31 protein-coding genes are annotated in these 24,863 nt (G+C 57.4%); 8 read left to right on the forward strand and 23 right to left on the reverse strand.

The features are described 5' to 3' along the window. Window positions 1–60: 60 nt before the first annotated feature. The 5 genes from ACZ5PA_RS06965 to ilvB form a co-directional block, all read right to left on the reverse strand. Window positions 61–1,038: a GH12 family glycosyl hydrolase domain-containing protein gene (locus tag ACZ5PA_RS06965; protein WP_464929622.1), complete on the reverse strand. Its 978-nt coding sequence runs from the start codon at window positions 1,036–1,038 to the stop codon at window positions 61–63. 165 nt (window positions 1,039–1,203) lie between these two features. Continuing rightward, a complete protein-coding gene (locus ACZ5PA_RS06970; RefSeq protein WP_464929623.1) occupies window positions 1,204–2,091 on the reverse strand; it encodes a branched-chain amino acid transaminase in 888 nt (295 codons plus the stop codon). Then, complete coding sequence (gene ilvC / locus ACZ5PA_RS06975) at window positions 2,088–3,074, reverse strand: ketol-acid reductoisomerase (RefSeq protein ID WP_464929624.1); 987 nt, start codon at window positions 3,072–3,074, stop codon at window positions 2,088–2,090. The genes ACZ5PA_RS06970 and ilvC overlap by 4 nt, the downstream gene beginning before the upstream one ends. A gap of 28 nt (window positions 3,075–3,102) precedes the next feature. After that, a complete protein-coding gene (locus ACZ5PA_RS06980; RefSeq protein ID WP_464929625.1) occupies window positions 3,103–3,366 on the reverse strand; it encodes an ACT domain-containing protein in 264 nt (87 codons plus the stop codon). Continuing rightward, window positions 3,353–5,065: a biosynthetic-type acetolactate synthase large subunit gene (gene ilvB / locus ACZ5PA_RS06985; RefSeq protein WP_464931233.1), complete on the reverse strand. Its 1,713-nt coding sequence runs from the start codon at window positions 5,063–5,065 to the stop codon at window positions 3,353–3,355. The genes ACZ5PA_RS06980 and ilvB overlap by 14 nt, the downstream gene beginning before the upstream one ends. Window positions 5,066–5,219: 154 nt before the next feature. On the opposite strand from ilvB, the gene ACZ5PA_RS06990 reads away from it, so the two are divergent. The 5 genes from ACZ5PA_RS06990 (at window position 5,220) to ACZ5PA_RS07010 (ending at window position 9,209) form a co-directional block, all read left to right on the forward strand. Further along, window positions 5,220–5,702 carry a 3-isopropylmalate dehydratase small subunit gene (locus ACZ5PA_RS06990; RefSeq protein WP_464929626.1) on the forward strand — a complete coding sequence of 161 codons (483 nt, stop codon included), beginning with the start codon at window positions 5,220–5,222 and terminating at the stop codon, window positions 5,700–5,702. 25 nt (window positions 5,703–5,727) lie between these two features. Further along, window positions 5,728–7,134 (forward strand): homocitrate synthase, encoded by a 1,407-nt coding sequence (gene lysS / locus ACZ5PA_RS06995; protein ID WP_464931234.1) that lies wholly within the window; start codon window positions 5,728–5,730, stop codon window positions 7,132–7,134. Between the two features lie 126 nt (window positions 7,135–7,260). Beyond that, entirely contained in the window at window positions 7,261–7,935 is a 675-nt protein-coding gene (locus tag ACZ5PA_RS07000; protein ID WP_464929627.1) for a DUF6884 domain-containing protein, read from the forward strand. Window positions 7,936–7,956: 21 nt separating this feature from the next. Then, window positions 7,957–8,937: an isocitrate/isopropylmalate dehydrogenase family protein gene (locus tag ACZ5PA_RS07005; protein ID WP_464929628.1), complete on the forward strand. Its 981-nt coding sequence runs from the start codon at window positions 7,957–7,959 to the stop codon at window positions 8,935–8,937. After that, a complete protein-coding gene (locus ACZ5PA_RS07010; RefSeq protein ID WP_464929629.1) occupies window positions 8,937–9,209 on the forward strand; it encodes a hypothetical protein in 273 nt (90 codons plus the stop codon). Before ACZ5PA_RS07005 ends, ACZ5PA_RS07010 begins: the two co-directional genes overlap by 1 nt. Here ACZ5PA_RS07010 and ACZ5PA_RS07015 read toward each other — a convergent pair. The 8 genes from ACZ5PA_RS07015 to ACZ5PA_RS07050 all read right to left on the reverse strand — a co-directional run bounded on the left by ACZ5PA_RS07015 (window position 9,153) and on the right by ACZ5PA_RS07050 (window position 14,378). After that, the gene (locus ACZ5PA_RS07015) at window positions 9,153–9,716 is read right to left on the reverse strand and encodes a sirohydrochlorin chelatase family protein (RefSeq protein ID WP_464929630.1); all 564 of its coding nucleotides are present in this window, start codon (window positions 9,714–9,716) and stop codon (window positions 9,153–9,155) included. The two genes, ACZ5PA_RS07010 and ACZ5PA_RS07015, sit on opposite strands and share 57 nt — an antisense overlap. 64 nt (window positions 9,717–9,780) lie before the next feature. Beyond that, a complete protein-coding gene (locus tag ACZ5PA_RS07020; protein ID WP_464929631.1) occupies window positions 9,781–9,945 on the reverse strand; it encodes a hypothetical protein in 165 nt (54 codons plus the stop codon). A gap of 125 nt (window positions 9,946–10,070) precedes the next feature. Beyond that, complete coding sequence (locus ACZ5PA_RS07025) at window positions 10,071–11,270, reverse strand: argininosuccinate synthase (RefSeq protein WP_464931235.1); 1,200 nt, start codon at window positions 11,268–11,270, stop codon at window positions 10,071–10,073. 69 nt (window positions 11,271–11,339) lie between these two features. Then, complete coding sequence (locus ACZ5PA_RS07030; protein ID WP_464929632.1) at window positions 11,340–11,525, reverse strand: alpha-aminoadipate/glutamate carrier protein LysW; 186 nt, start codon at window positions 11,523–11,525, stop codon at window positions 11,340–11,342. 38 nt (window positions 11,526–11,563) lie between these two features. Beyond that, window positions 11,564–12,343, reverse strand: a complete 780-nt coding sequence (locus ACZ5PA_RS07035; protein ID WP_464929633.1) for a [LysW]-aminoadipate/[LysW]-glutamate kinase — start codon at window positions 12,341–12,343, stop codon at window positions 11,564–11,566. Continuing rightward, complete coding sequence (gene argC / locus ACZ5PA_RS07040; protein ID WP_464929634.1) at window positions 12,340–13,395, reverse strand: N-acetyl-gamma-glutamyl-phosphate reductase; 1,056 nt, start codon at window positions 13,393–13,395, stop codon at window positions 12,340–12,342. Before argC ends, ACZ5PA_RS07035 begins: the two co-directional genes overlap by 4 nt. Next, the gene (locus tag ACZ5PA_RS07045) at window positions 13,392–13,925 is read right to left on the reverse strand and encodes a hypothetical protein (protein ID WP_464929635.1); all 534 of its coding nucleotides are present in this window, start codon (window positions 13,923–13,925) and stop codon (window positions 13,392–13,394) included. Before ACZ5PA_RS07045 ends, argC begins: the two co-directional genes overlap by 4 nt. 204 nt (window positions 13,926–14,129) lie before the next feature. Continuing rightward, window positions 14,130–14,378 carry a hypothetical protein gene (locus ACZ5PA_RS07050; RefSeq protein WP_464929636.1) on the reverse strand — a complete coding sequence of 83 codons (249 nt, stop codon included), beginning with the start codon at window positions 14,376–14,378 and terminating at the stop codon, window positions 14,130–14,132. Window positions 14,379–14,494: 116 nt separating this feature from the next. On the opposite strand from ACZ5PA_RS07050, the gene ACZ5PA_RS07055 reads away from it, so the two are divergent. Then, window positions 14,495–15,529, forward strand: a complete 1,035-nt coding sequence (locus ACZ5PA_RS07055) for a M20/M25/M40 family metallo-hydrolase (RefSeq protein ID WP_464929637.1) — start codon at window positions 14,495–14,497, stop codon at window positions 15,527–15,529. On the opposite strand, the gene ACZ5PA_RS07060 is transcribed toward ACZ5PA_RS07055, so the two are convergent. Continuing rightward, the gene (locus tag ACZ5PA_RS07060) at window positions 15,497–16,684 is read right to left on the reverse strand and encodes an MFS transporter (RefSeq protein ID WP_464929638.1); all 1,188 of its coding nucleotides are present in this window, start codon (window positions 16,682–16,684) and stop codon (window positions 15,497–15,499) included. The genes ACZ5PA_RS07055 and ACZ5PA_RS07060 overlap by 33 nt on opposite strands. 2 nt (window positions 16,685–16,686) lie before the next feature. Next, window positions 16,687–17,817 carry a radical SAM protein gene (locus tag ACZ5PA_RS07065; RefSeq protein ID WP_464929639.1) on the reverse strand — a complete coding sequence of 377 codons (1,131 nt, stop codon included), beginning with the start codon at window positions 17,815–17,817 and terminating at the stop codon, window positions 16,687–16,689. Window positions 17,818–17,921: 104 nt separating this feature from the next. Between ACZ5PA_RS07065 and ACZ5PA_RS07070 the strand changes: the two genes are divergently transcribed. Together ACZ5PA_RS07070 and ACZ5PA_RS07075 are read left to right on the forward strand one after the other, a co-directional pair. Continuing rightward, window positions 17,922–18,245: a hypothetical protein gene (locus tag ACZ5PA_RS07070; RefSeq protein ID WP_464929640.1), complete on the forward strand. Its 324-nt coding sequence runs from the start codon at window positions 17,922–17,924 to the stop codon at window positions 18,243–18,245. Next, window positions 18,246–19,091 (forward strand): methyltransferase domain-containing protein, encoded by an 846-nt coding sequence (locus tag ACZ5PA_RS07075; RefSeq protein WP_464929641.1) that lies wholly within the window; start codon window positions 18,246–18,248, stop codon window positions 19,089–19,091. On the opposite strand, the gene ACZ5PA_RS07080 is transcribed toward ACZ5PA_RS07075, so the two are convergent. The 8 genes from ACZ5PA_RS07080 to ACZ5PA_RS07115 are packed head-to-tail and all read right to left on the reverse strand — an operon-like array spanning window position 19,088 to window position 24,848. After that, the gene (locus tag ACZ5PA_RS07080) at window positions 19,088–19,537 is read right to left on the reverse strand and encodes a hypothetical protein (RefSeq protein ID WP_464929642.1); all 450 of its coding nucleotides are present in this window, start codon (window positions 19,535–19,537) and stop codon (window positions 19,088–19,090) included. The genes ACZ5PA_RS07075 and ACZ5PA_RS07080 overlap by 4 nt on opposite strands. Beyond that, window positions 19,527–19,790 (reverse strand): DUF7990 family protein, encoded by a 264-nt coding sequence (locus tag ACZ5PA_RS07085; protein WP_464929643.1) that lies wholly within the window; start codon window positions 19,788–19,790, stop codon window positions 19,527–19,529. Before ACZ5PA_RS07085 ends, ACZ5PA_RS07080 begins: the two co-directional genes overlap by 11 nt. Further along, on the reverse strand, window positions 19,787–20,764 hold the full coding sequence (locus ACZ5PA_RS07090; RefSeq protein WP_464929644.1) for an ArsA family ATPase: 978 nt from the start codon (window positions 20,762–20,764) through the stop codon (window positions 19,787–19,789). Before ACZ5PA_RS07090 ends, ACZ5PA_RS07085 begins: the two co-directional genes overlap by 4 nt. Beyond that, entirely contained in the window at window positions 20,761–21,762 is a 1,002-nt protein-coding gene (locus tag ACZ5PA_RS07095; RefSeq protein WP_464929645.1) for an ArsA family ATPase, read from the reverse strand. Before ACZ5PA_RS07095 ends, ACZ5PA_RS07090 begins: the two co-directional genes overlap by 4 nt. Then, complete coding sequence (locus tag ACZ5PA_RS07100; protein WP_464929646.1) at window positions 21,759–22,007, reverse strand: DUF7990 family protein; 249 nt, start codon at window positions 22,005–22,007, stop codon at window positions 21,759–21,761. The genes ACZ5PA_RS07095 and ACZ5PA_RS07100 overlap by 4 nt, the downstream gene beginning before the upstream one ends. 35 nt (window positions 22,008–22,042) lie before the next feature. Then, window positions 22,043–23,833 (reverse strand): carbon starvation CstA family protein, encoded by a 1,791-nt coding sequence (locus ACZ5PA_RS07105; protein ID WP_464929647.1) that lies wholly within the window; start codon window positions 23,831–23,833, stop codon window positions 22,043–22,045. A 29-nt stretch (window positions 23,834–23,862) separates the two neighbouring features. Then, window positions 23,863–24,417, reverse strand: a complete 555-nt coding sequence (locus ACZ5PA_RS07110; protein WP_464929648.1) for a hypothetical protein — start codon at window positions 24,415–24,417, stop codon at window positions 23,863–23,865. A 38-nt stretch (window positions 24,418–24,455) separates the two neighbouring features. Further along, a complete protein-coding gene (locus ACZ5PA_RS07115; RefSeq protein ID WP_464929649.1) occupies window positions 24,456–24,848 on the reverse strand; it encodes a hypothetical protein in 393 nt (130 codons plus the stop codon). Between the last annotated feature and the right edge of the window lie 15 nt (window positions 24,849–24,863).

The following is a 24,863-nucleotide window of genomic DNA, read 5'->3' on the forward strand; positions in this document are numbered from 1 at the left end:
TCTCGACAAAATCGAGAAAAACCCGTTTCTTTTATCGCTCGAGGTCCCGCGCGGGTAAGTTCAGCTCTTAACATCGAACTTTAACGTCCATTTGAAGGAGGCCTCAGTCGTCGAGGGGCTTCCGAACTCAGAGCCTATCTCGACGTCGTCGACCCACATGTTATTGTAGTTTTGCAACGCCGTGATGCTAGACGCGGCTCTCACGAAGTCGGCTAGCTTGAAAGCCATCGAGGCGGATCTCAGCGGCGGGTCCAAGACGAAGGCCACGTACTCCCAAGGCATGGACTGTTGTTTGAAGACCTTGAACGTGGCGTTGACCAAGCTGCCGTTTATGAAGATCGGGATAGTCACTACGCCTATTTGCGATCCAGCGGGGTTTAGCTGTTGATGATAAAGCCATATCATGATCTCCTGCTCGCCTGATCCCACACTGCGCTGGTAGGGGGTCTTTGTAACCCATATATCGAAGGCGAAATCGAACGGCAATGTTTGGTCAGGGACGGTCACCTCGTATTCGACCTCTATAGTTATGTTCGATTTAAGGACGTCGGAGACGACCAAAGGGAAGGAGGTCCCAGGCGTGCTTAGCCCTGCCCAGGGCTTGTAGCCGATCCAGACCTCGGGATATCCAGCGACCCAGGAGTTCGGGTTTTTCTCGACTATGCCAGTAAAGTCTTGGGAATAGGCGAAGGCGCCGTTGCAGTAGCTCATCTCGGCCCTCCCCGAGGCGTTTTTCAAGTTCCACATATTTATTTGCATAATATAACGGTCAACTTGAACTGGGCTCTGGTCGGGCCATTTCACCGTCGTGCAGCCCACGGTCTCGGCACCGCCGGGGCTTATATGGTTTGTGGCGTGCGTAGTAGATACCGGCCCAGCCGTCGTGGGCGCAGTCGCCGCGACAGTCTGAACCGTAGCAGTCTCCGAGGTCGTGATGCGGATCGCCACGAGGGCGAAAGGCCATATGGTCGAGATAGCGGCTATTACAGCTATTACCACAACCACTACGATTATGCCTGTTAATAGACTCGTACGCACGAGTTTTACACAACACATATTTTTATTTTTTATGTATTAGCGCAGTCGAATTTTACTTATATCGTAAACGCCCTTCTCGGCGCGCGTTCAAGAACGAGGGCCGCACTTGTCTGCTTCGCGCTCGACGTTACCTCTACCAACGGCGTTGTTGACGGACCCTTGAATCTAGTATACGGGAGTTAGCCAGTGCGCGTATTTCTCCTCCTTGCCCGTGACGACCCTCCTATACGCCTCCGCTATTCTCTGCGTTATGGGCCCCTTGGGCAGGGCCCTCCCGTCGACTTCTATTATCGGCGTGATCTCCGCCGCAGTCCCCACGAAGAAGGCCTCGTCGGCCGAGTACAGCTCCTCTCTGGTTATGCTCTTCTCGAGCACCGGCACTCCCAAGTCGTTCGCGAGTGTTATCACCGTGTCCCGCGTTATGCCCTCGAGTATGCCGTCCTCGACTGGAGGCGTCATCAACACGCCCCGCCTTACCACGAATATGTTCTCCCCGGAGCCCTCGACCACTTTCCCCTCGGCGTTGAGCATTATGGCCTCGTCGTAGCCCTTGGCCCTCGCCTCCACGGCCGCCATTATGGAATTTAGGTATATCCCCGTGGCCTTGGCCATGACCGGCATCATGGACGTGTGCACTCTCCTCCAGCTGACCACCGTCGCCCTCACGCCCTCCACCTTGAGGTATTTGCCGAACGGTATAGCGGCTATGGCGACCGACGCTTGTAGCCCCCTTACGTCTAAGCTGATCTGAGGCCTCGATATATACGCCACGGGCCTTATGTATAAGTCCTCCTTGAAGCCGTTGGCCCTAACGACCTCCACGACGGCCTTGGCGAGCTCCTCGGCGGAGTAGGGCACGTCCAGCCCTATTATCTTCGCGGACCTCAACAATCTGTCCATGTGGTCCTTGAGCCTGAAAACGAGCAGATTTTCGCCGTTCCAGTATGCCCTTATGCCCTCGAAGACCCCAAAGCCGTAATTGAGGCTCGGGGACAACACAGACACCTTGGCCTCCTCTTCGTCCACAAGCCTTCCGTCTAGCCAGACCTTCATGTCCTGCCGAACATCAACTTCCTTATCTCCTCGCCGACTTTTTCAGCCGGATGGCCCTTGATCTCCTCGAGCATCTCCCTCAAGCGCGGCGCGCCTCTCGAGTACTCCTCGACCCACTCCTTGGCGAACTCGCCGCTCCTCACCCTAGCCGCGGCCTCCTTCATCCTCTGTTTAACCGAGTCGTCTATGATCTTGGGCCCCACGGTCAGCCCGCCGTATCTGGCAGTCTCGCTGACCCCAGTCAACATGCCGTAGAACCCCCTCTGCCATATCAAGTCCATTATCAGCTTGGCCTCGTTTATGGCCTCGAAGTAGGCCACCTCTGGCTGATACCCCAGCTCCACCAAGACCTCGAAGCCCTTTTTCAAGAGCTCCAGAAGGCCTCCCACAAGCACGTTCTGCTCCCCTATTAGGTCGGTCTCTGTCTCCTCCTTGAACGTTGTCTCTATCACGCCGGCCCTCGTAGCGCCTATGCCCTTGGCTATGGCCAAGGCGTACTCAATGGCGCGCCCGGAGTAGTTCTGGTGCACCGCCACGAGCGCAGGGACGCCGCGGCCGGCCAAGAACTCCTCCCTGACGAGCCTCCCCGGCCCTTTAGGGGCTACCATGACGACGTCCACGTTAGGAGGCGGCTTTATGAGGCCGAAGTGTATGTTGAAGCCGTGGGCGAAGTCCACGACGGCGCCAGGCTTTAGGTTAGGCTCTATTTGGTCCCTCCAGACCTTCGGCTGCTCCATATCCGGCAAAAGCACCATGACCACTTCGGCCCTCCTCACGGCCTCGCCGACTTCGTACACCTCGAAGCCGTCGGCCGCCGCTTGGTCCCAAGACTTCCCCCTTCTCACGCCCACTACGACCCTCAAGCCCGAGTCCCTTAGGTTTAGCGCTTGCGCCCTGCCTTGTATTCCGTAGCCCAAGACGGCGATGGTCTTCCCCCTCAGCGGCTCGAGCGAGGCGTCCTTATCTGTGTATATCCTCGCCATGGCTCTCAATACGTCGCGTTTTTAAGCCTCATGGCCTCTCCCTGACGGCTATGGCCGAGATATGCGCGGCTTGTAGTCCTTTTATCTCGAGCACCTCGGGCAGTTTGTCCAACTTTGCCACAAGCCAGCTTATCTCGTCCGCGGGCCCTTCCACCTCTATCATCACTTGATACGCGGAGTCCCTCGCCTCTATCTCCATACGCCTCACGAACACTTTGGCCCTTCTGACTATGCTGACTACCCTCCCGACGTAGTCCACAGACAGGGGTATTTTGATGCTAATGGCGCTCATACCTCAACGAGACGTCCTCCATGCCCTTGGGCAGTATGGCTTGCGTCAACCAATCCCCAGGCTTGACCCACGGCAACACTATGTCCTTGTCCTCGTCCACTGTGACGTCTATTATCAACGGCTCGTTGTTCCTGACGGCCCAAGACACAGCCCTCTCCAGCTCCTCGTACGTCGAAGGCCTTATCCCCTCTATCCCGTACGCCTCCCCTATCTTCAAGAAATCGGGATTCCTGACGAACCGAGTAGCTATTTGCCTATTGCCGTACATATACACTTGCCATTGTTTCACCAACTGTAACGACGAGTTGTTCAAGATTATCTCCACGAACGGGAGGTCGTACTCCCTCACAAGCGCCAAGTTGTTGAACGTCATCTGGAACGAGCCGTCGCCGTCTATACAGATCACAGGCCTCGACCGATCGGCCAACTTTGCGCCCAACGAGGCGGGTATGCCGAAGCCCATGGTGCCCAAGCCTGCCGAGGTGATGAAAGTCCCGGGCTCGTAGACCTCCCACCATATCTCGGCCCACATCTGATGCCCGCCGACTCCCGTAACGGTTACGGCGTTGGGCGGTGCCGCCCTCCTAACGGCTTTCAACACCTTCCAGGGCGCGAAGTACTTGAACTCCGACGCGGCCTTCTCCATAGCCTCCTCGTAGCGGCGCCTTATGTAGTACAGCCAAGCCAAGAACTTAGGGCTCCTCGCCGCGGCGGCCGGGAGCATGTCCAACACGGCCCTCAAGGCCGACTTGGCGTCGGCCACTATGCCGATAGTAGGCTTTACGTTCTTGCCTATCTCGCTCTTGTCGATGTCTATATGTATTACTTTCATTTCCCCCGATTTTATCATCTCTTGTAGCTCCTTGAACCTCCCCCACGTTCTGTCGCTGAACCTGGTGCCCACGGCGATGACCACGTCGGCGTTGGCCAAGGCGGCGTCGGCCTCGGCGCGTCCGTGCATGCCCGCCGGCCCCATGTAGAGCGGGTGGTTGTGCGGTATAGCCGCCTTGCCCGGCAGAGTAGACACTATGGGCGCGTTAAGCCTCTCGGCCAGCTCCAAGACTTCCTTGGTGGCCCCCGACCAGAGAACCCCTCCGCCGACCAATATCACCGGCCTCTCGGCCTCCAGCACGATCTTCAACGCCTTGGCCACGTCCTCCTCCCTCGGCTTGGGGGGTATGAACTTGGATATATTGATCGGTATCTTGGCCTCGCCTTGCGGCGTCATCAGCTGTAGATCCCTCGGCAAATCCACCAACGTGGGCCCCGGCCTGCCCAGCCGCGAGATCTCGTAGGCTATTCTGACGGCCGGCACTGCCTCCTCGGGCTTCTTGACTTGATACACCCATTTAGTTATCGGCGTGACCACGCCGAGTATGTCGGTCTCTTGGAACCCATCCCTCCCGAAGACCCAAGTGGCCACTTGTCCCGTTATGGCCGCCACCGGCACTGAGTCCATGTAGGCGTCGGCCAGCCCCGTGACCAAGTTAGTGGCGCCGGGCCCGCTAGTCGCCGCCACGACGGCGGGCCTCCCGGCGACTCTCGCGTACCCCTCAGCGGCGTGGAGGGCACCTTGCTCGTGCCTGAACATCACCACCTCTATGTCGTCTACGAAATACGCCGCGTCGAATAACGCCATTATGGAGCCGCCGGTTATGCCCAGGATATGCCTAACCCCTAGCCCCCTCAGCGCGTCTATTATTTTGTCGACGACTCTATTTGGCCGATCCCCTCGAGCCCCGAACCGACCCCCGAATCCATAAAGGCGCTATTTAGCCTATATTTAAACATTGTCTTCCTGGAGAGGACGCCGAAGGAGGGAACGTTTAAAAAACTATATAGATAGAGCGCCTATGGAGATACGAGGCAAGGCCATAGTCTACGGCGATAAGATAGACACGGATATCATAATACCGGCGCGCTACTTGGTGTACACGGACCCCAAGATCTTAGGCGAACACGCCATGGAGCCGTTGGACCCTGAGTTCCCGAAGAAGGCCAAAGGGGCCATCCTAGTGGCCGGCAGAGCCTTCGGCATGGGCAGTAGCCGCGAGCAAGCGGCCATAGCCCTAAAGGGAGCGGGGGTCCAGGCCGTAGTCGCCGAGTCCTTCGCCAGGATATTCTTCAGAAACGCCGTGAACGTGGGCTTGCCCGTCCTCCAAGCGCCGGCGAGGGGCAGAGTTAGGGAGGGCGACGAGTTGTTGGTCAAACTCGACGTGGGCGAAGTGGTGAACCTCACCACGGGCGAGGTGATAAAGGGGAGGCCCCTCTCGGGGCTCGTCCTAGATATAATAAGGGCGGGGGGCTTAACGGAGTACCTCAAGAGGTCTAAATAGCGAGCGCTAGGCTTAAATAGACGCCATATTTTGCTGCTATGCGTTCGGGGAAAGCGTAAGGATTCTCGACTCCACGTTGAGGGAGGGCGAGCAAACGCCCGGCGTTGTGTTCTCCGAGGATTGGCGTATTAGGATCGCGAAGGCCCTCTCAGACGCCGGCGTCCACATGGTGGAGGTGGGCGATCCCAATGTGGCCCCCGACATAAGATCCGCTATAAAGAAAATAGTGGCCATGAAGAGAGATGGCGAGATCAAGAGCGAGGTGGTGGCCCACAGCAGATCGGTCAAGGCCGATATAGAGAACGCGGCGTCTCTCGAGCCCGATAGAGTCGCCATATTCTACGGCGTCAGCGACATACACTTGAAGCACAAGCACAAGAAATCGCGGGAGGAGGCCCTATCCATAATAGCCGAGCACGTGGAGTTCGCCAAGAGCCACGGCGTAAGGGTCAGGTTCACGGCCGAGGACGCCACGCGCGCCGACTTCGACTACCTCGTCCAAGTGGTGAAGACGGCCAAGGAGGCCGGCGCCGATAGGATCAGCGTAGCCGACACGGTTGGCGTGTTGACCCCGGAGAGGGCTAAGACGTTGTTCTCGAAGTTGAGGGAGGCCGTGCCCGACGTAGGCCTCGACATACACGCGCACAACGACTTGGGCATGGCCGTGGCGAACTCCCTCGCGGCGGTGGAGGGGGGAGCCGACGTGGTCCACACGACGGTCAACGGCCTAGGCGAGAGGGCTGGCATAACGCCTCTCCAAGTCTTCGCGGCCGCCTATTATTACCACAAGGGGGTTAAGTTGATCGACCTCACGAAGTTGCCCTATCTGGCGTCCTTGGTAGAGGCGGCCAGCGGCATAGCCCAGATGCCCACTTTCCCCATAACCGGCGACAACGCGTTCACGCACAAGGCCGGCGTCCACCAAGCTGGCGTCTTGGCAAACCCTGAGACCTACGAGCCCTTCCCGCCCGAGGTCGTGGGCCGTACGAGGGACTTCTCCTTGGACAAATACAGCGGGAGGAAGGCCGTGGCTCACAGGCTGGAGAGGCTCGGCGTTAAGGTCGACGAGGAGGTCTTGGGCAAGCTAGTGGAGGAGTTGAAATCAACGAACGCGCGTAGGCTACGCGACGAGGACCTATTGGAGATCCTCGAGAGGATAACCGGCGTTAGGTATAAGGCCCAAGTGAATAAGCATATAGAGGCGTATATATGGGTCAAAGTAGACGAGAACGTATACACGACGTCCGTGGCCAGGAGGATATCGGCGATAAAGGGCGTGCTGGGAGTCGGCGAAATAACGGGCGAGTACGACATAGTCGCCAGAATATATGCAGAGAACGCCGAGGAGCTCAACAGAATAATAGAGGACGTGAGGGCGGTGAAGGGGGTCAAGTCGACGTTGACCAACATCGTTTTGAAACAACTGGGATAGCCGCCTACACACGGCTTGTTTCACCCGCTATAGGTGCCCGGTCTTATGCGTTGGCCGCGACGTCCGGACACGCCGTCGATTCGGCGAGCGCGCCAAATGCTGATATACTAGAAGCCCACCACGAACGTGCCGGTCGTCTCCTGGGAGGATATCCCGGCCTCGGAGATATTGCGGAGGCGTCGGGACGGAGGGCTTTTAGTCATCACGCATTGCACTAAGTCCAAGAACGTTGATTGGGGCGTCGTGAAGGCCGCCTTGGCCTCGGCCGGCTTAGGCGTCCCCGGCTTTGACCTAGAGCGGGAGGCCGTTTATAGGGAGGCTTTGGCCGAATTCGTTAAGCCCGCCGCTGAGATTTACGGAGGGTCTTTCAAGTGGATCAACGAGTTGGCGGAGGACTTGAGGAGGTGCGTCGACGTCGATCTCTTCGTGCTCAGCGCCAGGTATGGGCTAATATCAGCGAATGAGCCCATAGTGCCGTATGAGGCCACGCTCAACGGCATGGGCGATGAGGAGTTGAGGACATGGGCGAGGGCGAGGAGGGTGCCGGAGAAGTTCCTAGGACTTCTAGAGAGGGGTTACGGATTCGTAGTCGTGTTTCTCCCAGGCAACTACGCCAAGGCGCTCGGCGCGGCCCTCGAACGTCTACTCTCGGCCGAAAACGCCTTGTTGATTATGCCGACGCGGTTGGCGGGGCCGGCCCCTCGGGCCCTCGTGGTGAGGAATAAGGGCGTGATCTCCAGGCGCCGCGACGCGGCCAACGCTCGGCGCTTGTTGGCTGAGGCCTTCTGCGCGCAATATTAAAAACGGCCATATTGATGCGATATGCGCCTAGCGGTAATACCGGGCGACGGGATAGGGCCGGAGGTGGTGTCGGCCGCCGTGAGGGTCGTCGAGGCGGCCGCTAGGAAGTTCTCGATACCCATCGAGATGAAGTTCGTCGAGGCTGGCGACGGCGCGTTGAGGAAATACGGCAAGGCGATGCCCGACGAGGCGTGGCGCGTTGTGGACTCCGCGGACGCAGTGCTCAAGGGGCCGGTCGGCGAGACCGCATACGACGTAACCTCGGCCATTAGGATGAAGTACGTACTCTACGCCAATATAAGGCCCGCTAAGAGCATGCCCGGAGTCCCGTCCATAAAGCCCATAGACTGCGTCTTCGTCAGGGAGAACGTCGAGGACGTCTACGTGGGCGCCGAGTATAAGGTGGGCGACGTGGCCATAGCGTTGAAGGTGATAACAGGACAAGGGACTAGAAGAGTCGCCAAGATGGCGAGGAAATACGCGGAGATGAGGAGGAGGAAGGTGACGATAGTGACCAAGTCCAACGTGTTGAGGATCGTCGACGCGTTCTTCAGAGACGTCGCCAAAGAGGAGTTGAAAGGTTTGGAGGTCGAGGAGATGTACGTAGACGCCGCGGCGATGGAGCTGGTGCGCAACCCGGCGCGTTTCGACGTTGTCTTGACCACTAACCAGTACGGCGATATACTCACGGACTTGGCCGCGCAGGTGGCCGGGAGCTTGGGGCTGGCGCCCTCGGCCAACATAGGCGACTCCAAGGCCATGTTCGAGCCCGTGCACGGCGCAGCGTTCGATATAGCGGGGAAGAACGTGGCCAACCCCGTGGCCACTATATTGTCAGCGGCGATGATGTTCGAGTGGATGGGCCGCCAAGATGCGGCCTCGGCCATTAGGAGGGCCGTCGAGGAGGCCCTACGCCGCGGCGTCGCCACGCCCGATATCGGCGGGCGCGCCACAACCGACGAGGTGGGTAAGTATATAGCAACGCTCGTCGAGAGCCTTTAATGGACTGCGCCTCTATCTGCGGCGCCTCCTTCCCCATCGAAGTGGCCGAAGACGAGGTCGACCTCTTGAGGGCCTTGTACTCGGCCTCAACCCACCTCGGCCCGCCGGGCGCGTGCTACGTCCTTTGCAGAACATTGGACAAGCTCTGCGCCTCTCTGGGCGATTGTAGAGCCGCGTTTAAGGAGTTCGTGAAGAGGTATCCCAAAGTCGCCGATCTATATAGATCTGAGCTCATCAGAATTGCCGCCAGCAGCGGACAGAAGGCGTTTTAGGGCGTTGGAGAAATACGAGATAAACCCCTCTTGCTCGAACAAAGGCGGGAGGAGAATGCCTTTGCACCCCGCGCCCCTCCACGCCGACTTGATCCTCTCGTAGATCACCCCCTTGGTCAAAACCACGGGCGCCCCCACATCGCCGCACGACTCGGGGGTTATCGAGGGCATCCCCTCTAGGAACACGTAGGGGAGCCCCAACGACCTCACGTCCGATATGTACTCCTCGTCGTAGCTTCCGTGAAATATATATATATCGGCGTTCAAGGACCTCAGATAATCCCCGAAGCCTGGCCACCTCGCGAGCGGAGGCGTCGACGAGCCCGAGAGGTAGACCGCTCTTCGGTAATCCTCTCCCCTCGCCACGAAGACCGGCACGTACACGACGCCCGGCCTCTTCTCGAAGTTCTCGAGGAAAGCGTAGCCGACTCCCAGCCTCTTGGCGAACTTCTCGACCGAGTCGAGGTATCCGGGGTCCCGGGAGCCGTGCAACAACAAGGCGATCACGACCAAACGCCGTTTTGGAGTAAAAAACTGCCTACTACATAAAAGCCGCGATGATCTATATATTTTAAACGATCTCTATATGCTCGGCGAGGAGCTCCGCGCCGCAACGAGGACAACAATAGGTCACTAACACGTACCTCTTCGAGAGAGCCTTTCTACTACATTCTTGTGGTTTGACTGGGCGTTTGCAGTTCGGACAGACGACCGAGGAGAGCTTGCGTTGCCCCATCGCAATGCGTTTATCCTCCCTTTATATAATTTTTATGCTCCTTCCAAGATATTACCAATATATATACAAATGTAACAGCATATTTAATGTATTTTCATTTGTTTTAATAAAAATATAATATGGAATTAATAGTTATTTATTTTTCTTCTCTCTAGAGCCGTAAGGCTATGTAGGGACCACATCTCTATGAACCCTCTGGCCTCCTCGTCGCTAGGATACCAGCCTTTGGAATAATCGGCGAGCTCCTTGTTATAGGTCCCGTATTTGGAGTCCCTTGCTACGACTTGGACGGACCCCTTGTAGAGCTTCACCTTGACCCATCCCTCGACCCACCTCTCCATCTCCCTCGCCGCCGCCTCTATCGAGTGCCTCAGGGGCTCCACCCATAGGCCTTGGTAGACGAGGTCTGCCCATTGCGGATCCAACACGAAGTGTTTGAACCTCAGCTCCCTGGGCGTCAACACCAGTTTCTCGAGATCTCTATGCGCCTCGTATAATATCACCGCGGCGGGCGCCTCGTAGACCTCCCTGCTCTTAAAGCCCACGAGCCTGCTCTCTATGTGGTCTATCCTCCCGACGCCGGCGGCGCCGCCTATCTGGTTCAAGGACTTCACCAGCGACACCATGTCGAGCCTCTCGCCGTTGATCGACTTGGGCAAGCCGCCGGAGAACTCTATCTCGACGTATGTGGGCTGGTCCGGGGCCTTCTCGGGCTGCACGGTCCACTTGAAGGCGTCCTCGGGAGGCTCGGCCCTTTGGTCGTCCACGGGCCCGCCCTCGATGGAGCGGCTCCACAAGTTCTCGTCTATGCTGTACTTCTTGTGGGCTTCCGGGACCGGTATCCCGCGCTTTCTGGCGTACTCGACCTCCTCGTCTCTGCCCATGCCCCAGACCCTGGCGGGCGCCAAGATCTCCAAGTCGGGCGCAAGCGCCTTGGCCGTCACGTCGAATCTGACCTGGTCGTTGCCCTTGCTGGTACTACCGTGGGCTATTGCGTCGGCCCCCTCCCGCCTTGCCACCTCGACGGTTTTCTCGACTATCAGCGGCCTGGCCAACGCGGTGCCTAAGGGGTATCTGCCTTCGTACATGCCGTTCATCATAATGGCCCTGCCCACGTACTCCTCGGCGAATTCCCTCTTGGCGTCCACCGTGTAATGCCTCACGGCGCCGGCTTTATAGGCCCTCGACTCGATCTCGGCGAAGTCCTCCTCTTGTCCTACATCCACTGTGACCGTCACGACCTCGGCGTTGTACTTCTCAGCGAGCCATCTTATGGCGACGGTCGTGTCGAGCCCGCCTGAATAGGCAAGAACTATTCTGCTTATCTTCCTCGCCCCGAGGGCATACGTCCCCTATCGGGGAGCTTTATAAAAATTTTCTAAAAAAGAACGGGGTTACTCTCCGTAGTCCTCCACGTCGCCTCTGAACTCCTCCAAGTCCACTTTTCCGTCCTTCAACCGCACCACGTATCTAGTCCCACAGGTGGGACACGAGGTTATCTCCCCGTCCATGACGTCCTCAGGCAACTCTATCTCGCTGCCGCAAACTTTACATATTGCAGTTAGTTTAATCTTTGCCATAAATTTGGATTTTTACTTAATATTTAAATTTTTCTCTCCTATTTTGGAACGATATGAGTGCCGGCGCCCGACAAGGCCTTGGTTACGGGGGACTCGACGAGGCCGTTGTATATGACGGTCTCGACTCCCCTCCTCGCGGCCTCGGCGGCGGCCAAGAGCTTGCGTTTCATTCCGCCTTTTACCTCCTCAGTCTTGGCCAACTCCTCCGCCTCGTCGGGGGTCAACCTCTCGACGACTCTGCCGCCTATTATGAGCCCGTCGACGTCGCTCAATATGACCAACTTAGCGCCTAGCCTTGTCGCCACTTCGAACGCTATCTGGTCCCCGTCGACGTTGAGGAGCTCCCCCTTCTCGGACACAGCTATGGGCGCCAAGACCTTGAGGGGAGGCGGCGCCAGAGCCTTGACGTCGACGTCGACAATTTTCCCGCTGTAGCCGCCGTCCACGACCCTCTGCCTGCCCCGTTCGTCCACGACCAACACCCTCTCCTTCCTCTTGGCCTTGACGACTAGTCCATCGGCTCCCGTGAGTCCCACCGCGATTACGCCCTTAGCGATGAGGGAGGCCACCAGCGTCTTGTTGATCCAGCTCATGGCCATCACGAAGGCCCTCAACGTCTCGCCGTCTGTGTATCTGCTCACGACGCCTCCAGGATGCGTCAAGAACTTCGGCTGAATGCCGAGCGCCCTCATCAGCTCGTTGACGGCGCAACCGCCTCCGTGCACAGCCACGGCCTCCCCGGCGTATTTCGCCAAGTCCTCGATAGCGCGGGAGGGGTCCTTGCAGATGACAGAGCCGCCGATCTTGACCACGATCATATGGGGTGCGGGGGTATGTGCCTAAGCCCTTGGTCCTCCGGGAAGCCTGCCGCTATGTTGAAGGCTTGTACGGCCTGCCCGGCCGCGCCTCTGACCAAGTTGTCTATTGCCGAGAAGGCGACCACCCTCCTCATCCTCGTATCTATCTCGAAGCCGACGTCGGCGAGGTTCGTGCCCAATACATATTTTATATTGGGGTAACGCGCTAGGCCGAGCTTGTCCTTGACTATTCTGACGAACTTGGCGTCGCCGTACATAGACCTATACGTTTTCCACAAAGTCGGCTCGTCCACGTCCTTGTCCACGAACACGTGAGCCGTGGACAATATCCCCCTCACCGCGTCGACGGCGTGGGGCGTATACGCCACCTTGATCTCCCTCCCGGCGAGTCTGGAGAGCTCTTGCTCCACCTCGGCCGCATGTCTGTGATGTACGGGCTCGTAGGGCCTTATGACGTAAGTGCGGTGGCTATGCATGTCGAGCACAGAGCCCTCGGCCCCGGCGCCAGAGGAGCCCATCTTCACGTCTATCACGGGCGGGATCGAGCCCAGGAGGCCGTGTTTGGCCAGAGGGGCCAACGCCAATATGGAGGCGGTCGCGGTGCACCCCGGAGACGCTATGAGCTTAGCCCCCGGCAGCTCATCCTTGTGTAGTTCGGGCAGGCCGTAGACCGCCTTCTTCAAGAGGTCGGGATACGGGTGCGGTTGAGGCCACTTGTACCACTCCACGTACGCGTTGGGGTCCTTCAGTCTGAAATCAGCCGCCAGATCGACCACCATCAGCCCGTGTTCGTAGAGCTGGGGGACCCACTTGACGGATTCGCCGTGAGGCAACGCCAAGAAGACCACGTCGGCTTTCAGAGCCGCGTCGAGGCTCGGCTCCACGAACTTGAGATTCGTGAAGCCCCTCAAGTTGGGATGTACTCTGTACACGAACTCCCCTTTGAACTTCCTGGAAGTCGCGCAGACCACCTCGACGCCGCCGTGTTGGAGCAATATGCGCAACAGCTCCCCGCCGGTGAAGCCCGAAGCGCCTATTATGCAAGCCCTCATGCCTCCTCCAACGCCACGTCTGCCAACAACTTGGCCCTGGCCTCGTCGAGCTCGGGGATCGGGTCCACGTCCACCACGCGCTCGCCGTCGTCGTATACGCCTATGGACACCTCGGCGTATTTGAGCCCCAAATACCTCAACACCTCGCCGGCCATGCCGTCGATCCCGGCCGCGGCGAACACCTTCCTCACCTCCTTGGGCTTAGGCATGACCACGCTTATCTTGGAGAGGGGATTCCTCATGTAGTTGCGGTGTTCCACCACGCTCTTGGCCCCCTCGACGCTCGTCACTATGCCGTCTAGTCCGAGGCGCCACGCCGTGGCTAACAGCCAAGGCGGCTTGAAGTCCACCCTCTCCACCGCGTCGTCGCTTGACAAGACGACGAAAGGAGGACCGAACTTGGGCAGCCAAGTTAGTCTATTGAGCGCGTTGTATATGGCGTGGGATTGGTTTATCGCCTTGCGGAACAAGGAGGCGTAGGCCGCGCCTAAGTACTGGTTCCTCGTGCGGATGAAGATGGACCCGTCCAACCCCTCTATGGGCGTTTGGGTTACGTCGATGATCTCGGCGAGGAGGCCGCGGGCCGATAAGTACTTGGCTAATAACCTCTCGCCTAGCTCGGGCCTATCCGATAGTATAACGGCCCTCGCCCCGCTGGCCCCGTTTTCCCCGAAAATTCCATATAGGCCAGGCTGGGCCCTATATATAAGCTTTTCGTGGAGAGGGACAAAAAACTAGTCGGCCTTGTTGAGCCAATTGGCGTACATTATCATGAAGACATCTGCGTTGTGGGGCCCTACGGCCTTTACGAGCGCGTCGTAAACATCGCCGGGCCGCTTAAGCGCCAGCTCCTCGAACGATACGCCGAACGTTCTCCTCATCCGCGTGTCGATTACGGCTCTGTAGGAGCTCTCCAACGAGTACCAGAACTTCAACAACGTTTTGTCCTCGATCTTGGCCTTTACTTGAGTAACGCAGTTCATGTGTATAACGCGGAGTCGAGGTATATCTAACTTACGGAGCGCCGTTGAAACACATCCCGTATATAAAATTTATTTAGCGATTTCATAGACTTTTAAGGGAGGCTATTCAGCACGTCATGGATATAAAAGAGCTCTTAGTGCGCGCGTTGTCCATATATAGCCCTTCCCACGAAGAGGAGGAGCTGGCGAAGTTCTTGCTAAACGTCGTTAAGGAACACGCCGACGACGCTTGGATCGACGGGGCGGGGAACGTCGTTGCGGTTAAGGGCAAGGGAGCGCCTGTCGTCTGGCTCCACGCCCATATGGACACCGTGGTCGGCCGCCTAGAGGTGAGGGACGAGGGCGATGTGGTGAGGGGCAGAGGCGCCGTGGACGATAAGGGCCCCCTCGTGGCGTACCTCGAGGCCTTCCGCGCCGCCGAGGCCCGCGGCACCTTGGTCCTGGCCCTCGTGACGGCCGAGGAGGACGACAGCGAGGGCACCGAGGAGCTCATTAGGGGAGGGCCGCCGAGGCCTGACTACGTCTACGTGGGCGAGCCCACGAATTTACACATAGCCTACGCCTATAGAGGGGGCGGCAAGGTCGAGCTCAAGTTAAGCACTAGAGGCGGGCACGCATCAAGCCCCATCTACGGCAACCCCTTCGAGGAGCTTTACGCGGCCTACCTCAAGGTCAAGGAGGTTCTAAGACCCGGCGATAGGTACGAGGACTTCTCGGTGATGCCCACAATCGTGAAGTGCGGCGATGCGCCGAACAAGGTCCCGGTGGAGTGCGTCGTGGTCTTGGACGTCAGGATCCCACCCGGGCATAAATGCGAGGAGCTCGAGGAGCTGCTCAGAGGGCTGCCGGCGCGCGTCAAGACTTGTACGGATCCCGCCGAGGTGGACCCCACCAACCCGGCCGCGAGGGCCTTGGTGAGGGGCCTCCTCAAAGTGGGGATTGAACCTAAATTGAGCAAAAAATACGGCACTGCTGACTTCAACTTGCTTATGGCCTTGACCAAGAACATGGCTGCGTTCGGCCCCGGGGACCCCAGGCTTGCCCACACAGAGGACGAGGCTATAAGCGTGAGGGACGTGGAGCTGGCGGCGATGGCGTTGAAGTACGCCGTGGAGGAGCTAGGCAGATGGGGTCCTCTCAAGAGCCAATAAGCCCACGATAGCGGTAAGCGCGCCTATAGACGCGACGACGGTCATGCCTATAGGCATAGGGCCGAGGAGCCCGACCAGCAATGGGGCCCAGCCGCCCACGAGTAGTCCCCAGTTGTAGGACACGCCTAAGCCCGTCGCTCTGTGCTCGACGCCGAATTTCCTCGTCAAGACGTACGGCACGAGTCCCATGGCTAAGTTCTCCACGGCGGCTAGCAACGTCAAAGTAGCCGGCGCGGGCTTCGCGATCAACACGTAAGGCGCGAGCACAACGGCGGCTATCATGCTTCCTACGAAGACGGCTCTGTGGCCGAACGGCAATGAGAGGACGCCGCCGAGGAAGACCGCCAACGCAGCGGCTGCGGTGGATGCCGTCATGACCGTAGGCGTCAAGTAGGGCATCCCTATGTATTTTAGATATTGGGAATACAAGAGGTAGGTGGAGTAGTACACAAGGAATAGCCCGGTGGTCGTGGCCACCGCGTAGGCCAGCTCGACGCTCCTCCCGAGGAAGAGGGCCGTTAACGGGTTCTTCACCGGCCTTCTCCACAGAGGGGATTCCACGGACTTGCGCCTCAAGGCGAACGCCAACAACGCGGCTAGGGCGCCCGTGGCCACGTAGATCCTCCAGCCGAGCTCAGAGAAGTCCAGGCCCATGGACGTCGACATGACGGCGTATACGATATTAGCCAACAAAGCGCCGAGGGGGTAGCCCGTCTGCGCGAAGGCCGAGGCCAACTCGCCCCTCCACCCGCTCCACTCCATTATCATCGCCGTCCCCGGACCCCACTCTCCTCCCAGGAAGATGCCTTGTACCGACCTCAACGCGAGCACCGCTATCGGCGCGACTACGCCTACGGCGTCGTAGGGAGGCATCACGGCTATGAGCAAGGACGATAGCGAGTAGCCGAGAGTCGTCGCGAGTAGCCCGACCCTTCTGCCGGCTCGATCGCCTATATACCCCATGACGACGGAGCCCAGAGGCCTCATGACCAACGTCGCCACCAACGTCGAGAGGCCGCCCAGATAGCTGTAGGGGCCTGGGAAGAAGACGGAGCCCAACAAGGGGATTATCGGCGTTACGAGCAACGCGTCGTAGCCGTCCATGACCCAGCCCAAATACGCCGAAAGCACCGCGATGAGCCTCTCCCTGCCCATATTCAACCCAAAAGGCTCGGTATTGGGCACAAGGGGTCGTCGCCCCACATATCGCCGCTTAAGTAGTACGCCCTTGCGCGATCTCCCCCCTTGCAGTATTGTTTATATCGACATGCGCCGCATTTGGGCCCTCTTAGGTACTTGTCCGTGTTCACGAAGGGCTCGAGCGCCTCGGGCCTCAAGATCTCGCGTAGCCTCTTCTCCCTCACGTTGCCGAGCTTGTAGAAATCGAGGAATTGGCACGGGTACACGTCGCCGTTGGGGTATATCGATATCATCTTACGGCCGCAGCCGCCGGCCGCTTCAACGAACTTGAAATACGCCTCGGAGCCGCCTAGTTTTTCGGCTATGTAGATCCCGTCGTAAGGCGCCAGGGTCGTCTCTATCTCCAACTTGCCCGCGTATTTCCTCGCGTAATCTATAAGCGCTTCTATAAAGGCCTTGTACTGCTCCGGCGTGTAGTACCACCCCTTCTCCATCCTCTGCGCGCGGCCCGCCGCGGATAAGTGGTAGAAAGTGACCCTCCTCACGCCCAACGAGGCGGCGAAGTCTATATACCTCGGCGCCTCCTCTATATTCTTAGAGGTGACCGTGAAGCGGAGGCCCACGTCGAGGCCCGCCTCTATGGCGTTCCTCACGCCTGCGAGGGCGGCGGCGAAGGCCCCCCTCACGCCCCTGAAGGCGTCGTGGTAGTCCTCGTCCGCCGAGTCTAGGCTAATGCCGACGTAATAGAAGCCTAGGTCCTTGAGCTTCTTGGCCACTTCCTTGGTTATGAGCGTGCCGTTAGTCGAGAGCACTAGCTTAATGCCCTTGCTCCCGGCGTATTCCGCTATCTGGAAGAGGTCCTCCCTAAGGAGGGGCTCGCCGCCTGAGAATATGACCATGGGCACGCCGACCTCCGCCATTTGGTCCACCACGTCCATAGCCTCGTCGGTCGTGAGCTCGGCGGGATCGCGCAGTCCCGCGTCCACATAACAATGGAGGCACCTGAGGTTGCACCGCCTCGTTATGTTCCAAGTGACTGCCGGCCTCAAAGGCGCGGCGAAATCGCTCGGCTTATCGACGCCGTATCGGCCCTTAATCCTAAACGACGTCGTGCCGGATCCCGAGACCATAACGGAGATAGGTATCATTGGAGAGGCCTCATTACGATTATTTAACTTCTCGGCCGACTAGAGCTCGTCGACGTCGTGTAGCTCGTACTATTATGTTTAAATTTATCTGGACACTTAAATATGTGCTAGAAATAGTGGCATTCGTCCCCGCCAGAATAGGCGTGTGTAGGACATGCGATGAGGTGGCCAGGGCTTTCAGGATAGAGCTCACCGAGGAGCTACAAGAGGGGAGCGACTTCGCGTCGTTAATGGCCGCCTTGAGCATGTTGGGAGACGTCCCCGTGAGGTTCACGAGCCCGATGTCCTTGAGAGGGCTTTATCTAATGATAAAACATAGGACGGGCAGAATCCCGCTAGTGTTGGCTAACGGCGAATTAGTCCACAGCGGCCCTGTGCGTAACCCCAAGGAGCTCGCCGCCAAGATAAAATCGGCGTTAGGGGACTGAATGGCCGATCTGTTCTCTCAAGACGAGAGGTCGTCTGCGTTTTTGAGGAAGCTGTTATTGATAGGGCCCGTGAAGGACGTCGTCGACACGAGCGCGAGCTACGCCTTGATGTGGCTGGACCAGCTCAAGGGGAGGTACAGAGATCTGCTGTTCAGGGTCTTGTTGGCGGGAGGCTTCGTGGACGAGAGGGGGCGCCCGCGAAGAGCGACGAAAAGGCCGGTGTTGAGCTCCTATATCGGAGCTCAATTCGTGGAGTTCCACGACGCCGTGACGAGATCCCTTCAGAGGATGGAAGAAATGGCGGAGCTCCTAAGGATCTCCGCCGTGTCCTCGCTCTGGTACTCTATCGTAGTCCAGACCTACGCCGAAGTCCTCGGGAAGGCCGCGTCGGGCATCGTCGTAGCGCCCTACATGGGCGAGGTCTATCCAGTTTTAGAGGCTCTCAACAAGCTGGGGCTCGTGATATACGTCTACGACAAGAACAGGGACGTCTTGGAGGACTTGGCGGAGATGGGGGTCGTGTACGCAGAGCTGGCGCCCGATGCTTGTAGCGCAGTCAAGGCCCGTTTCGATGCTGCGGCTCTGCTCGAGTCGTTGCACTGGTTCTCGAGCCCCTACAAGGAGCTGTTGTGCCTCGCCGAGAGGCTCAAGCCGGGCGCCAAGGTGGTCGTGGGCAACGTGGACGCGGCGGCGTTGCCGTCGTTGGCGGCGTTGTTCTTGTGGAGCGGCGCCAATAACTTCTACACGGCGAGGGACGTGGACAACCTCTTGGCATCAGCGGGCTTCATGAGAGTTAGACAATACCTAAAATCGCCGTATTACCTCGCCATATGGGAGAGGGCCTAGTGGCAACGGCTGTATCTGAAATACCTCAACGCCTCTAGCGGTGCCCCGTTGCCCCTGAGCTTCACGGTTATCGTCCTATCTGTTTCCGGACAATAAACCTCGACTACCAACACCTCAGACTTCTTGACGATGCCCTCCCTCTTTAAATAATAGAACCCTTTATGGCCGCCGAAATCGACGGGCTCGCCCCTCGAGGCCAACTTATTACCCGGCTTCACCTTGATCTCCAGCTCGTAGAACTCAGGGCCGGCCTTGACGAAGTGTTTCACCTCGCCGTCTTTAACCCACTTAACTCCGTCCTTGGACGTGTACGAGAACACGTCGGAGGCCATCGGCATCACGATCACCCTCCAATGAGGAGGGGCCGCCAGCACTAGGAAGTTGTAGACGCCCAATATGCTGTTGCCGACCGCTATGGCGTGCCAAGAGTAGTCCTCAGTGGACATCTATCTCCGATAACTCCTCGAGCACGTCCCTCTCCTTCAACACCTCCCTTTTGAAGTCGTATAGATCCGCCACGAAGTACGGGAGGAGCCTCAAGGCGTAGTAGGTGGACAACAAGGGCACGCCCACGAACTCGCCGAAGACTAAGAACTCCGTGACGGTCAGGAGTTGTTTGTGCGCCTTGGCGGTCTCCCTGTATAGGTCTAAGAGGAAGGCCCCGAACAGAAAGTCGTGGATTATCTGCTTTAACTTCATTTAATGAGCTCCTTCATGAATAGCTTGAGCCTATCCAAGCCCACGATCTCCTCGGGGAACAACTTCACTCTGCTGAGCACAAACGAGCCGAAGTATTTGTCTATTAGCTCCAGGTTCCTGGCTTGCTCCTCGCTCTTGGACTTGAGGAAGCCGGTGGGGTCTCTCTCAGCCTCCTCGGGCGGTATGACCATGTTGACGACGACGCCTCCTATGGGTATCTCGTAGGCCTTCACCATATCTATGAACCTCTTGACCACAGATATGGAGAGCACCGTGGGTATAGTCACGAAGACGAACCTAGTCTTCTCGGGATCCCTCAATATATCCCTCACCTTGGCGTAACGCTCTTGTAGCGAGATCAAGTCGTTGAGGACTGGGTCCTTCTTTATCTCCTCCATCACCTTCTCCTTGCGGAAGGCCAGCTGGTACTTCAACGAGAGAGCCTCTTGCCTCATCTTTATCGTGCGTTGTAGCCAAAGCCCGTAGAGCTTCGAGAGGCCTATGAGCCTCACGGCGTTGGCAACCGCCGCCATGTCGAACACTATGCGGGAGTAGTTGTTGCCCTCGTTGAGCACTATGTCCATCATCTTGTCGAACATGGCAGCCTCGTGGAACGAGGGGTTTGTGGTGGCTATCTCCACGAGCGGCCTCGTGTCGACCGGGAGTTCGGCCCATTTGAAGATCTCCTTCAATAAAGCGGTCACCCGCTCCTTATACTTCTCCACTATATCGCCTATCTCCACCTCCACGGCGTATAGGTTATCAACGCCGGAGACCCGTTTTATGACGCCGCCGCTTAGGTCTTGGCCGAACAGAGAGGAGAGGGAGTGGACTGGGTTGAACGAGGCCAGTAACGTCTTCTCGCCCTTCTCTGCGAAGTACAACGCGGTGGCCGCCGAGACTACGGTCTTGCCGACGCCGCCCTTGCCGCCGAAGAACAAGAACTTGGTCTTGGTGTCGAGGAGCGCCTTCATGTGTAATCCTCGAGGGATCTGCTAGGCGACCACAGCTCCTTTGCTATTATCGATAACGCCTCGAGCCCCTTGGGCTCTCTGTTCAACATAGGCACGACGGATATGACCATGTCGCCGAATTTCCGCCTGATCTCATCTATGTACTTCCTCTGCTCCTCTATCTTGTTCTTGATGTACTCAGGCGTCTCGGGCCTCTTGGCCAACTCGGGCGGGTACACTTGGTTGACCACTATGCCCGCGGCCTCTAGGCCTAAGGACGAGAACATCTCCAAGGCCTTTTCGGTATCCAGTATGCTCATCCTCTCGGGGGTCACCACAACCATAAACGCCGCGGTCTCCTTGTTGGCTATTATATTCCGGAACGCCACGATTCTATCTCTAACATATTGGAGCTCGTTGAGTATCTCGTCCTCATAGGTGAGCTTCGCCCTCTTCAATGACGCGGCAACCCTCCCGTATTCGTAGGCTTGTTTTCTGAGCTCGGTTATTTTCTCGACCCATTGACTTAGCACTTCGGCCATCGCTATCATCCTAATGCCGTGGCCGAAGGGAGGCATGTCGAATATGTAGTAGTCGTATTTCCCCTCGGAGACGACGTCCACCATCGCGTCGTAGACGGCCGATTCGTACATGGCGGGCTCCGCCGCGGCGCTATCGATGTACTCCTCCAAGTCGGGGGGCAGTTTATCTAGCTTATACATGTCGATTATCTTTTTCTTGATCGACGCCACATACTCGTTTATCCTCTTATCGGCGTCTATTTCGAGGACGTATAGGTTCTCCGTTATCTTCACCTCGCCTTTGCCGAACACATCTCTCTCGAAGACATCGCTGAGGGACGCCTGGGGGTCTGTGCTGAACACCAGCACTTTCTTCTCCTTCGAGAGGATCAACGACGAGGCGGCGCTCAACGTCGTCTTGCCGAGGCCGCCCTTGCCCGCGTATATCAGCACCTTAAGCTTCGGCCTTTTCTCCAAGAGCCCCTTAAGGCCTATCATGCTATCCTGTCGGTTACGTCCCTCTCCCTCAACATGTACATCTTCCAGCTCTGGATGTTGGGGTACATATATGGCAGAAGCCTTAACGAGTAGTATGGCGGGAGCAACGGGATGCCCAACATGTCGCCCAACGTGATTATCATGAAGAGGTTGTCGATCTGGGCCTTGATCCTGAGTATCGAGACCGCTTGGCCGTGCACGGCCATTCCCTCTATCACTTCCCTTATCTTGTTCAGGATTCCCACGAAATAAAAGGAAGGGGGGGTTTTTAAAATTACCCTTACTGCTTACTCTCCCTTCTATATTTCAACCAGCCTAGTATTAAGTAGTATGTCATTATAATTCCTAACACTAGGAGCAACGCTCCGAATGCTGCGGATATGTAGTTGGATATACTCACCACCCAGGGCCCGTATAGTTTAGCCGCGGCCGCTTGAACGCCTATAGGCTTATTGAGCCAGGCGTATAGGCCGTAGACGTAGGTCTCCCACGCCAGCGCCGCCAGAGTTGTAATGGCCATGAACACGCCGGGTATGAAGGTATATGCGCTCGGCTTCTTCTGGCTGGTCAAGAAGATGGCCACTAAAAGCAGCGCGAGGCCAGCTAACAACTGGTTCGTGCCGCCGAAGAATACCCATAGATTGGTCCAAGAACCTACAAAGGCCAAGAAGCCAGCTAGTACAATTATCAAGAGGGTCGAGACGTATTTATTACCAAGTATGGAGCCCTCGAAAAGCTCTGCCATGGTCAACCTAAACACTCTGACGAACAACATAGACGTGATCAAGCCCATCACCGTTACGAATATGCCGTATAGGATGTTCATGAACACGGGATCTACGTGTAACATCGCAGACGTTAGCTTAGTGGCGCCGACCACGTAGGCGGCGGCTCCTGTCGGCGGCGCGGCTAGCACCATCACAGAGGCTATGGACGAGAGGGCCACGGCGCCCTCGGTCATCATGGCGCCGCCGCCCACCGGGAGCGCATCGGTCTCGAACTCGAGCTGTTTAGACGTCAGCCCAGACGAGATCAAGCTGTGCCAGCCCGATATCGCTCCGCACGCTATTGTCACGAACAGTATAGGCCAAATGGGTCCACCTTGTGGGTTCTTCAAGGGATCCACGAAGAGGTCTCCAATAGCTCTCTGTTGTATCGTTAAATTAGTCAGAGGAGTCGCTATGGCGCCCAAGAGGACCAAGATCAATGCGATTATCGACGGGAGATAGCCCACATAGACCGTGGGCAAGAGGAACTTCGGCATTACGGTCACGGCCGCCGCAAAGTACAATATCGAAATTATGATAAGCCAAAAGAGCACAGTGTTGGTGCCGGGCCAAGTGAGAGCCGCCGGGTTGACGCCTTGCGGGGCGGGGAATTGCGACAAATATGCTGGATTATCCAAGAAGTTCGTAGGCGGGTTGCGCGCCAGCGGCACCAAGGTGACGAAGAAATAGCCTATTAACACTATAATAAGCGCCACCACCGTAGACGTCAACACGCTCATCTTGGCTCTGAAGACCATCTGTCCGAACACCACGCCGCCGAGGAGGACGAACAATACGGCGATGAAGGTGCCGGGCACTCTGTTGAGGACGTCTACGATCGTCCATTCAAACACAGCAGTGATTATTATCAAGTAGAACACTAAGTACGTCAGTAAAATAGTCCTAGCCCTCCCGCCAAGTAGCTTATACGTGATGGGGCCCATAGATCTCCCATCGCTCCTCACCGACATCATCATAGCGCTATAGTCTTGGACCCAGCCAATGAACATATTACCGAAGATCACCCAAAGCAACGCTGGAATCCACCCATAGAACAACACGGCCGTGAGAGGCCCCACAATGGGGCCTAGGGCTGCCACACTCTTGAATTGATACCCAAATAATACATATTTAGATACAGGGAAATATTCAACTCCATCGAAGTACATCTTGGCGGGCGTCGGCCTATTAGGATCGGCGTTCCAGATCCTCCTGTCTACATATTTGGAATATGTGAAATACGTTATGAGATACAACGCCAACCCAGCCAATACATAGGGCGCCGGAGTGTCTAGGAAGCCCATGGAGAGTTTTTTATTCTTCTATTTAAGCATTACTTCTTTAGATATTTTTCTAAAATCTCAATGATAGTTTTTGATATTTGTATAGCGAGGTTGCAATTGTCTGAGGGTATATATATCTCGACGAGGCTCCCTCCTGCCGATACGCGGACGACGCCCAATCTCTTGCACGCGTCGGCGAGTTCCGCCACGAGGGCCTTGGGGAGGGCCCTCCCGACGACGAAATAGCCCCCTACCCTCTCCGCGGGGCCCAGCGCACCCTTCGCCGACATGTCGAGGGACCAAGGCAAGGGCCTTCCCAGATCCGCCTTGACGAGGGCTAGCGGCCTTCTCCTGGCTATTAAACTCGCAGCTAAGTTGAACGGGTTGTCCCACGGGAGCCGTTGGACGAAGACCCCTACGTATTTGGCCCATCGGCATTCCATCTCGACCAAATAGGAGGTCCCCGTAGCTAGAAACCGCATCTTATCGCACCCCCCGCACTTCTTAGCGGCGTCGGCGTTGATCCTACGGCCGATAACGGCGGCGAGGCTGTACCAAGCGCCTATGAAGACGGCCAGCGATATAGTCAAGGTCGCGAGGTCCATGTATGGCTATTATGGTTATATTAAGCGCGCTCCTCAGCCTAAAACGGCATAGGCGCTTTGGCGATCTGCGGCGGCACAGCGGCGTGCCACAAGAGGTAGGAGGCCAGCGTAGTGATCAAGGCGGCTAGAAGCACCGCCGCGAGGGCCCTCAAAATCCCCACGCCCGTCAGCGCCGAGATGGCGGCTAGGGCCAACAACACGCCTAGAATAAAGGCGAGCGGCAACGCGAGGAGCACTAGCGGGGGGAAGAGCACGGCCAAGAGGACCGACGCCGCAATGCCTATCAAGAAGCCCACGACGAAGAGGAACGGAGCTAAAATCGACGCGAGGATCACTAACAAGGGGTTGACCGGACGTCCCTTGAGCAAAGTCAAAGATCCCCAAAGCGAGAACAACCAAAGCGCCAACCAGAGGAGCGCCCCTAAGTCCATGGCCTCTCGTCAGCA

It is taken from the genome of Thermoproteus thermophilus, from assembly GCF_055392855.1.

Excerpts from the sequence above, each read along its gene's own strand:
- ACZ5PA_RS07030 (WP_464929632.1), bottom strand. The coding sequence starts at position 11,525 with ATGGCAAAGATTAAACTAACTGCAATATGTAAAGTTTGCGGCAGCGAG.
- ACZ5PA_RS07090 (WP_464929644.1), bottom strand. The coding sequence starts at position 20,764 with ATGAAGGCGCTCCTCGACACCAAGACCAAGTTCTTGTTCTTCGGCGGC.
- ACZ5PA_RS07115 (WP_464929649.1), bottom strand. The coding sequence starts at position 24,848 with ATGGACTTAGGGGCGCTCCTCTGGTTGGCGCTTTGGTTGTTCTCGCTT.
- ACZ5PA_RS07050 (WP_464929636.1), bottom strand. The coding sequence starts at position 14,378 with ATGAACTGCGTTACTCAAGTAAAGGCCAAGATCGAGGACAAAACGTTG.
- ACZ5PA_RS07075 (WP_464929641.1), top strand. The coding sequence starts at position 18,246 with ATGGCCGATCTGTTCTCTCAAGACGAGAGGTCGTCTGCGTTTTTGAGG.
- ACZ5PA_RS07085 (WP_464929643.1), bottom strand. The coding sequence starts at position 19,790 with ATGAAGTTAAAGCAGATAATCCACGACTTTCTGTTCGGGGCCTTCCTC.
- ACZ5PA_RS07095 (WP_464929645.1), bottom strand. The coding sequence starts at position 21,762 with ATGATAGGCCTTAAGGGGCTCTTGGAGAAAAGGCCGAAGCTTAAGGTG.
- ACZ5PA_RS07010 (WP_464929629.1), top strand. The coding sequence starts at position 8,937 with ATGGACTGCGCCTCTATCTGCGGCGCCTCCTTCCCCATCGAAGTGGCC.
- ACZ5PA_RS07005 (WP_464929628.1), top strand. The coding sequence starts at position 7,957 with ATGCGCCTAGCGGTAATACCGGGCGACGGGATAGGGCCGGAGGTGGTG.
- ACZ5PA_RS07020 (WP_464929631.1), bottom strand. The coding sequence starts at position 9,945 with ATGGGGCAACGCAAGCTCTCCTCGGTCGTCTGTCCGAACTGCAAACGC.
- ACZ5PA_RS07065 (WP_464929639.1), bottom strand. The coding sequence starts at position 17,817 with ATGATACCTATCTCCGTTATGGTCTCGGGATCCGGCACGACGTCGTTT.
- ACZ5PA_RS07035 (WP_464929633.1), bottom strand. The coding sequence starts at position 12,343 with ATGATCGTGGTCAAGATCGGCGGCTCTGTCATCTGCAAGGACCCCTCC.
- ACZ5PA_RS07080 (WP_464929642.1), bottom strand. The coding sequence starts at position 19,537 with ATGTCCACTGAGGACTACTCTTGGCACGCCATAGCGGTCGGCAACAGC.
- ACZ5PA_RS06980 (WP_464929625.1), bottom strand. The coding sequence starts at position 3,366 with ATGAGCGCCATTAGCATCAAAATACCCCTGTCTGTGGACTACGTCGGG.
- argC (WP_464929634.1), bottom strand. The coding sequence starts at position 13,395 with ATGAGGGCTTGCATAATAGGCGCTTCGGGCTTCACCGGCGGGGAGCTG.
- ACZ5PA_RS07105 (WP_464929647.1), bottom strand. The coding sequence starts at position 23,833 with ATGGGCTTCCTAGACACTCCGGCGCCCTATGTATTGGCTGGGTTGGCG.
- ACZ5PA_RS07060 (WP_464929638.1), bottom strand. The coding sequence starts at position 16,684 with ATGGGCAGGGAGAGGCTCATCGCGGTGCTTTCGGCGTATTTGGGCTGG.
- ACZ5PA_RS06970 (WP_464929623.1), bottom strand. The coding sequence starts at position 2,091 with ATGAAGGTCTGGCTAGACGGAAGGCTTGTGGACGAAGAGGAGGCCAAG.
- ACZ5PA_RS07110 (WP_464929648.1), bottom strand. The coding sequence starts at position 24,417 with ATGGACCTCGCGACCTTGACTATATCGCTGGCCGTCTTCATAGGCGCT.
- ACZ5PA_RS06990 (WP_464929626.1), top strand. The coding sequence starts at position 5,220 with ATGGAGATACGAGGCAAGGCCATAGTCTACGGCGATAAGATAGACACG.
- ACZ5PA_RS07055 (WP_464929637.1), top strand. The coding sequence starts at position 14,495 with ATGGATATAAAAGAGCTCTTAGTGCGCGCGTTGTCCATATATAGCCCT.
- ilvC (WP_464929624.1), bottom strand. The coding sequence starts at position 3,074 with ATGGCGAGGATATACACAGATAAGGACGCCTCGCTCGAGCCGCTGAGG.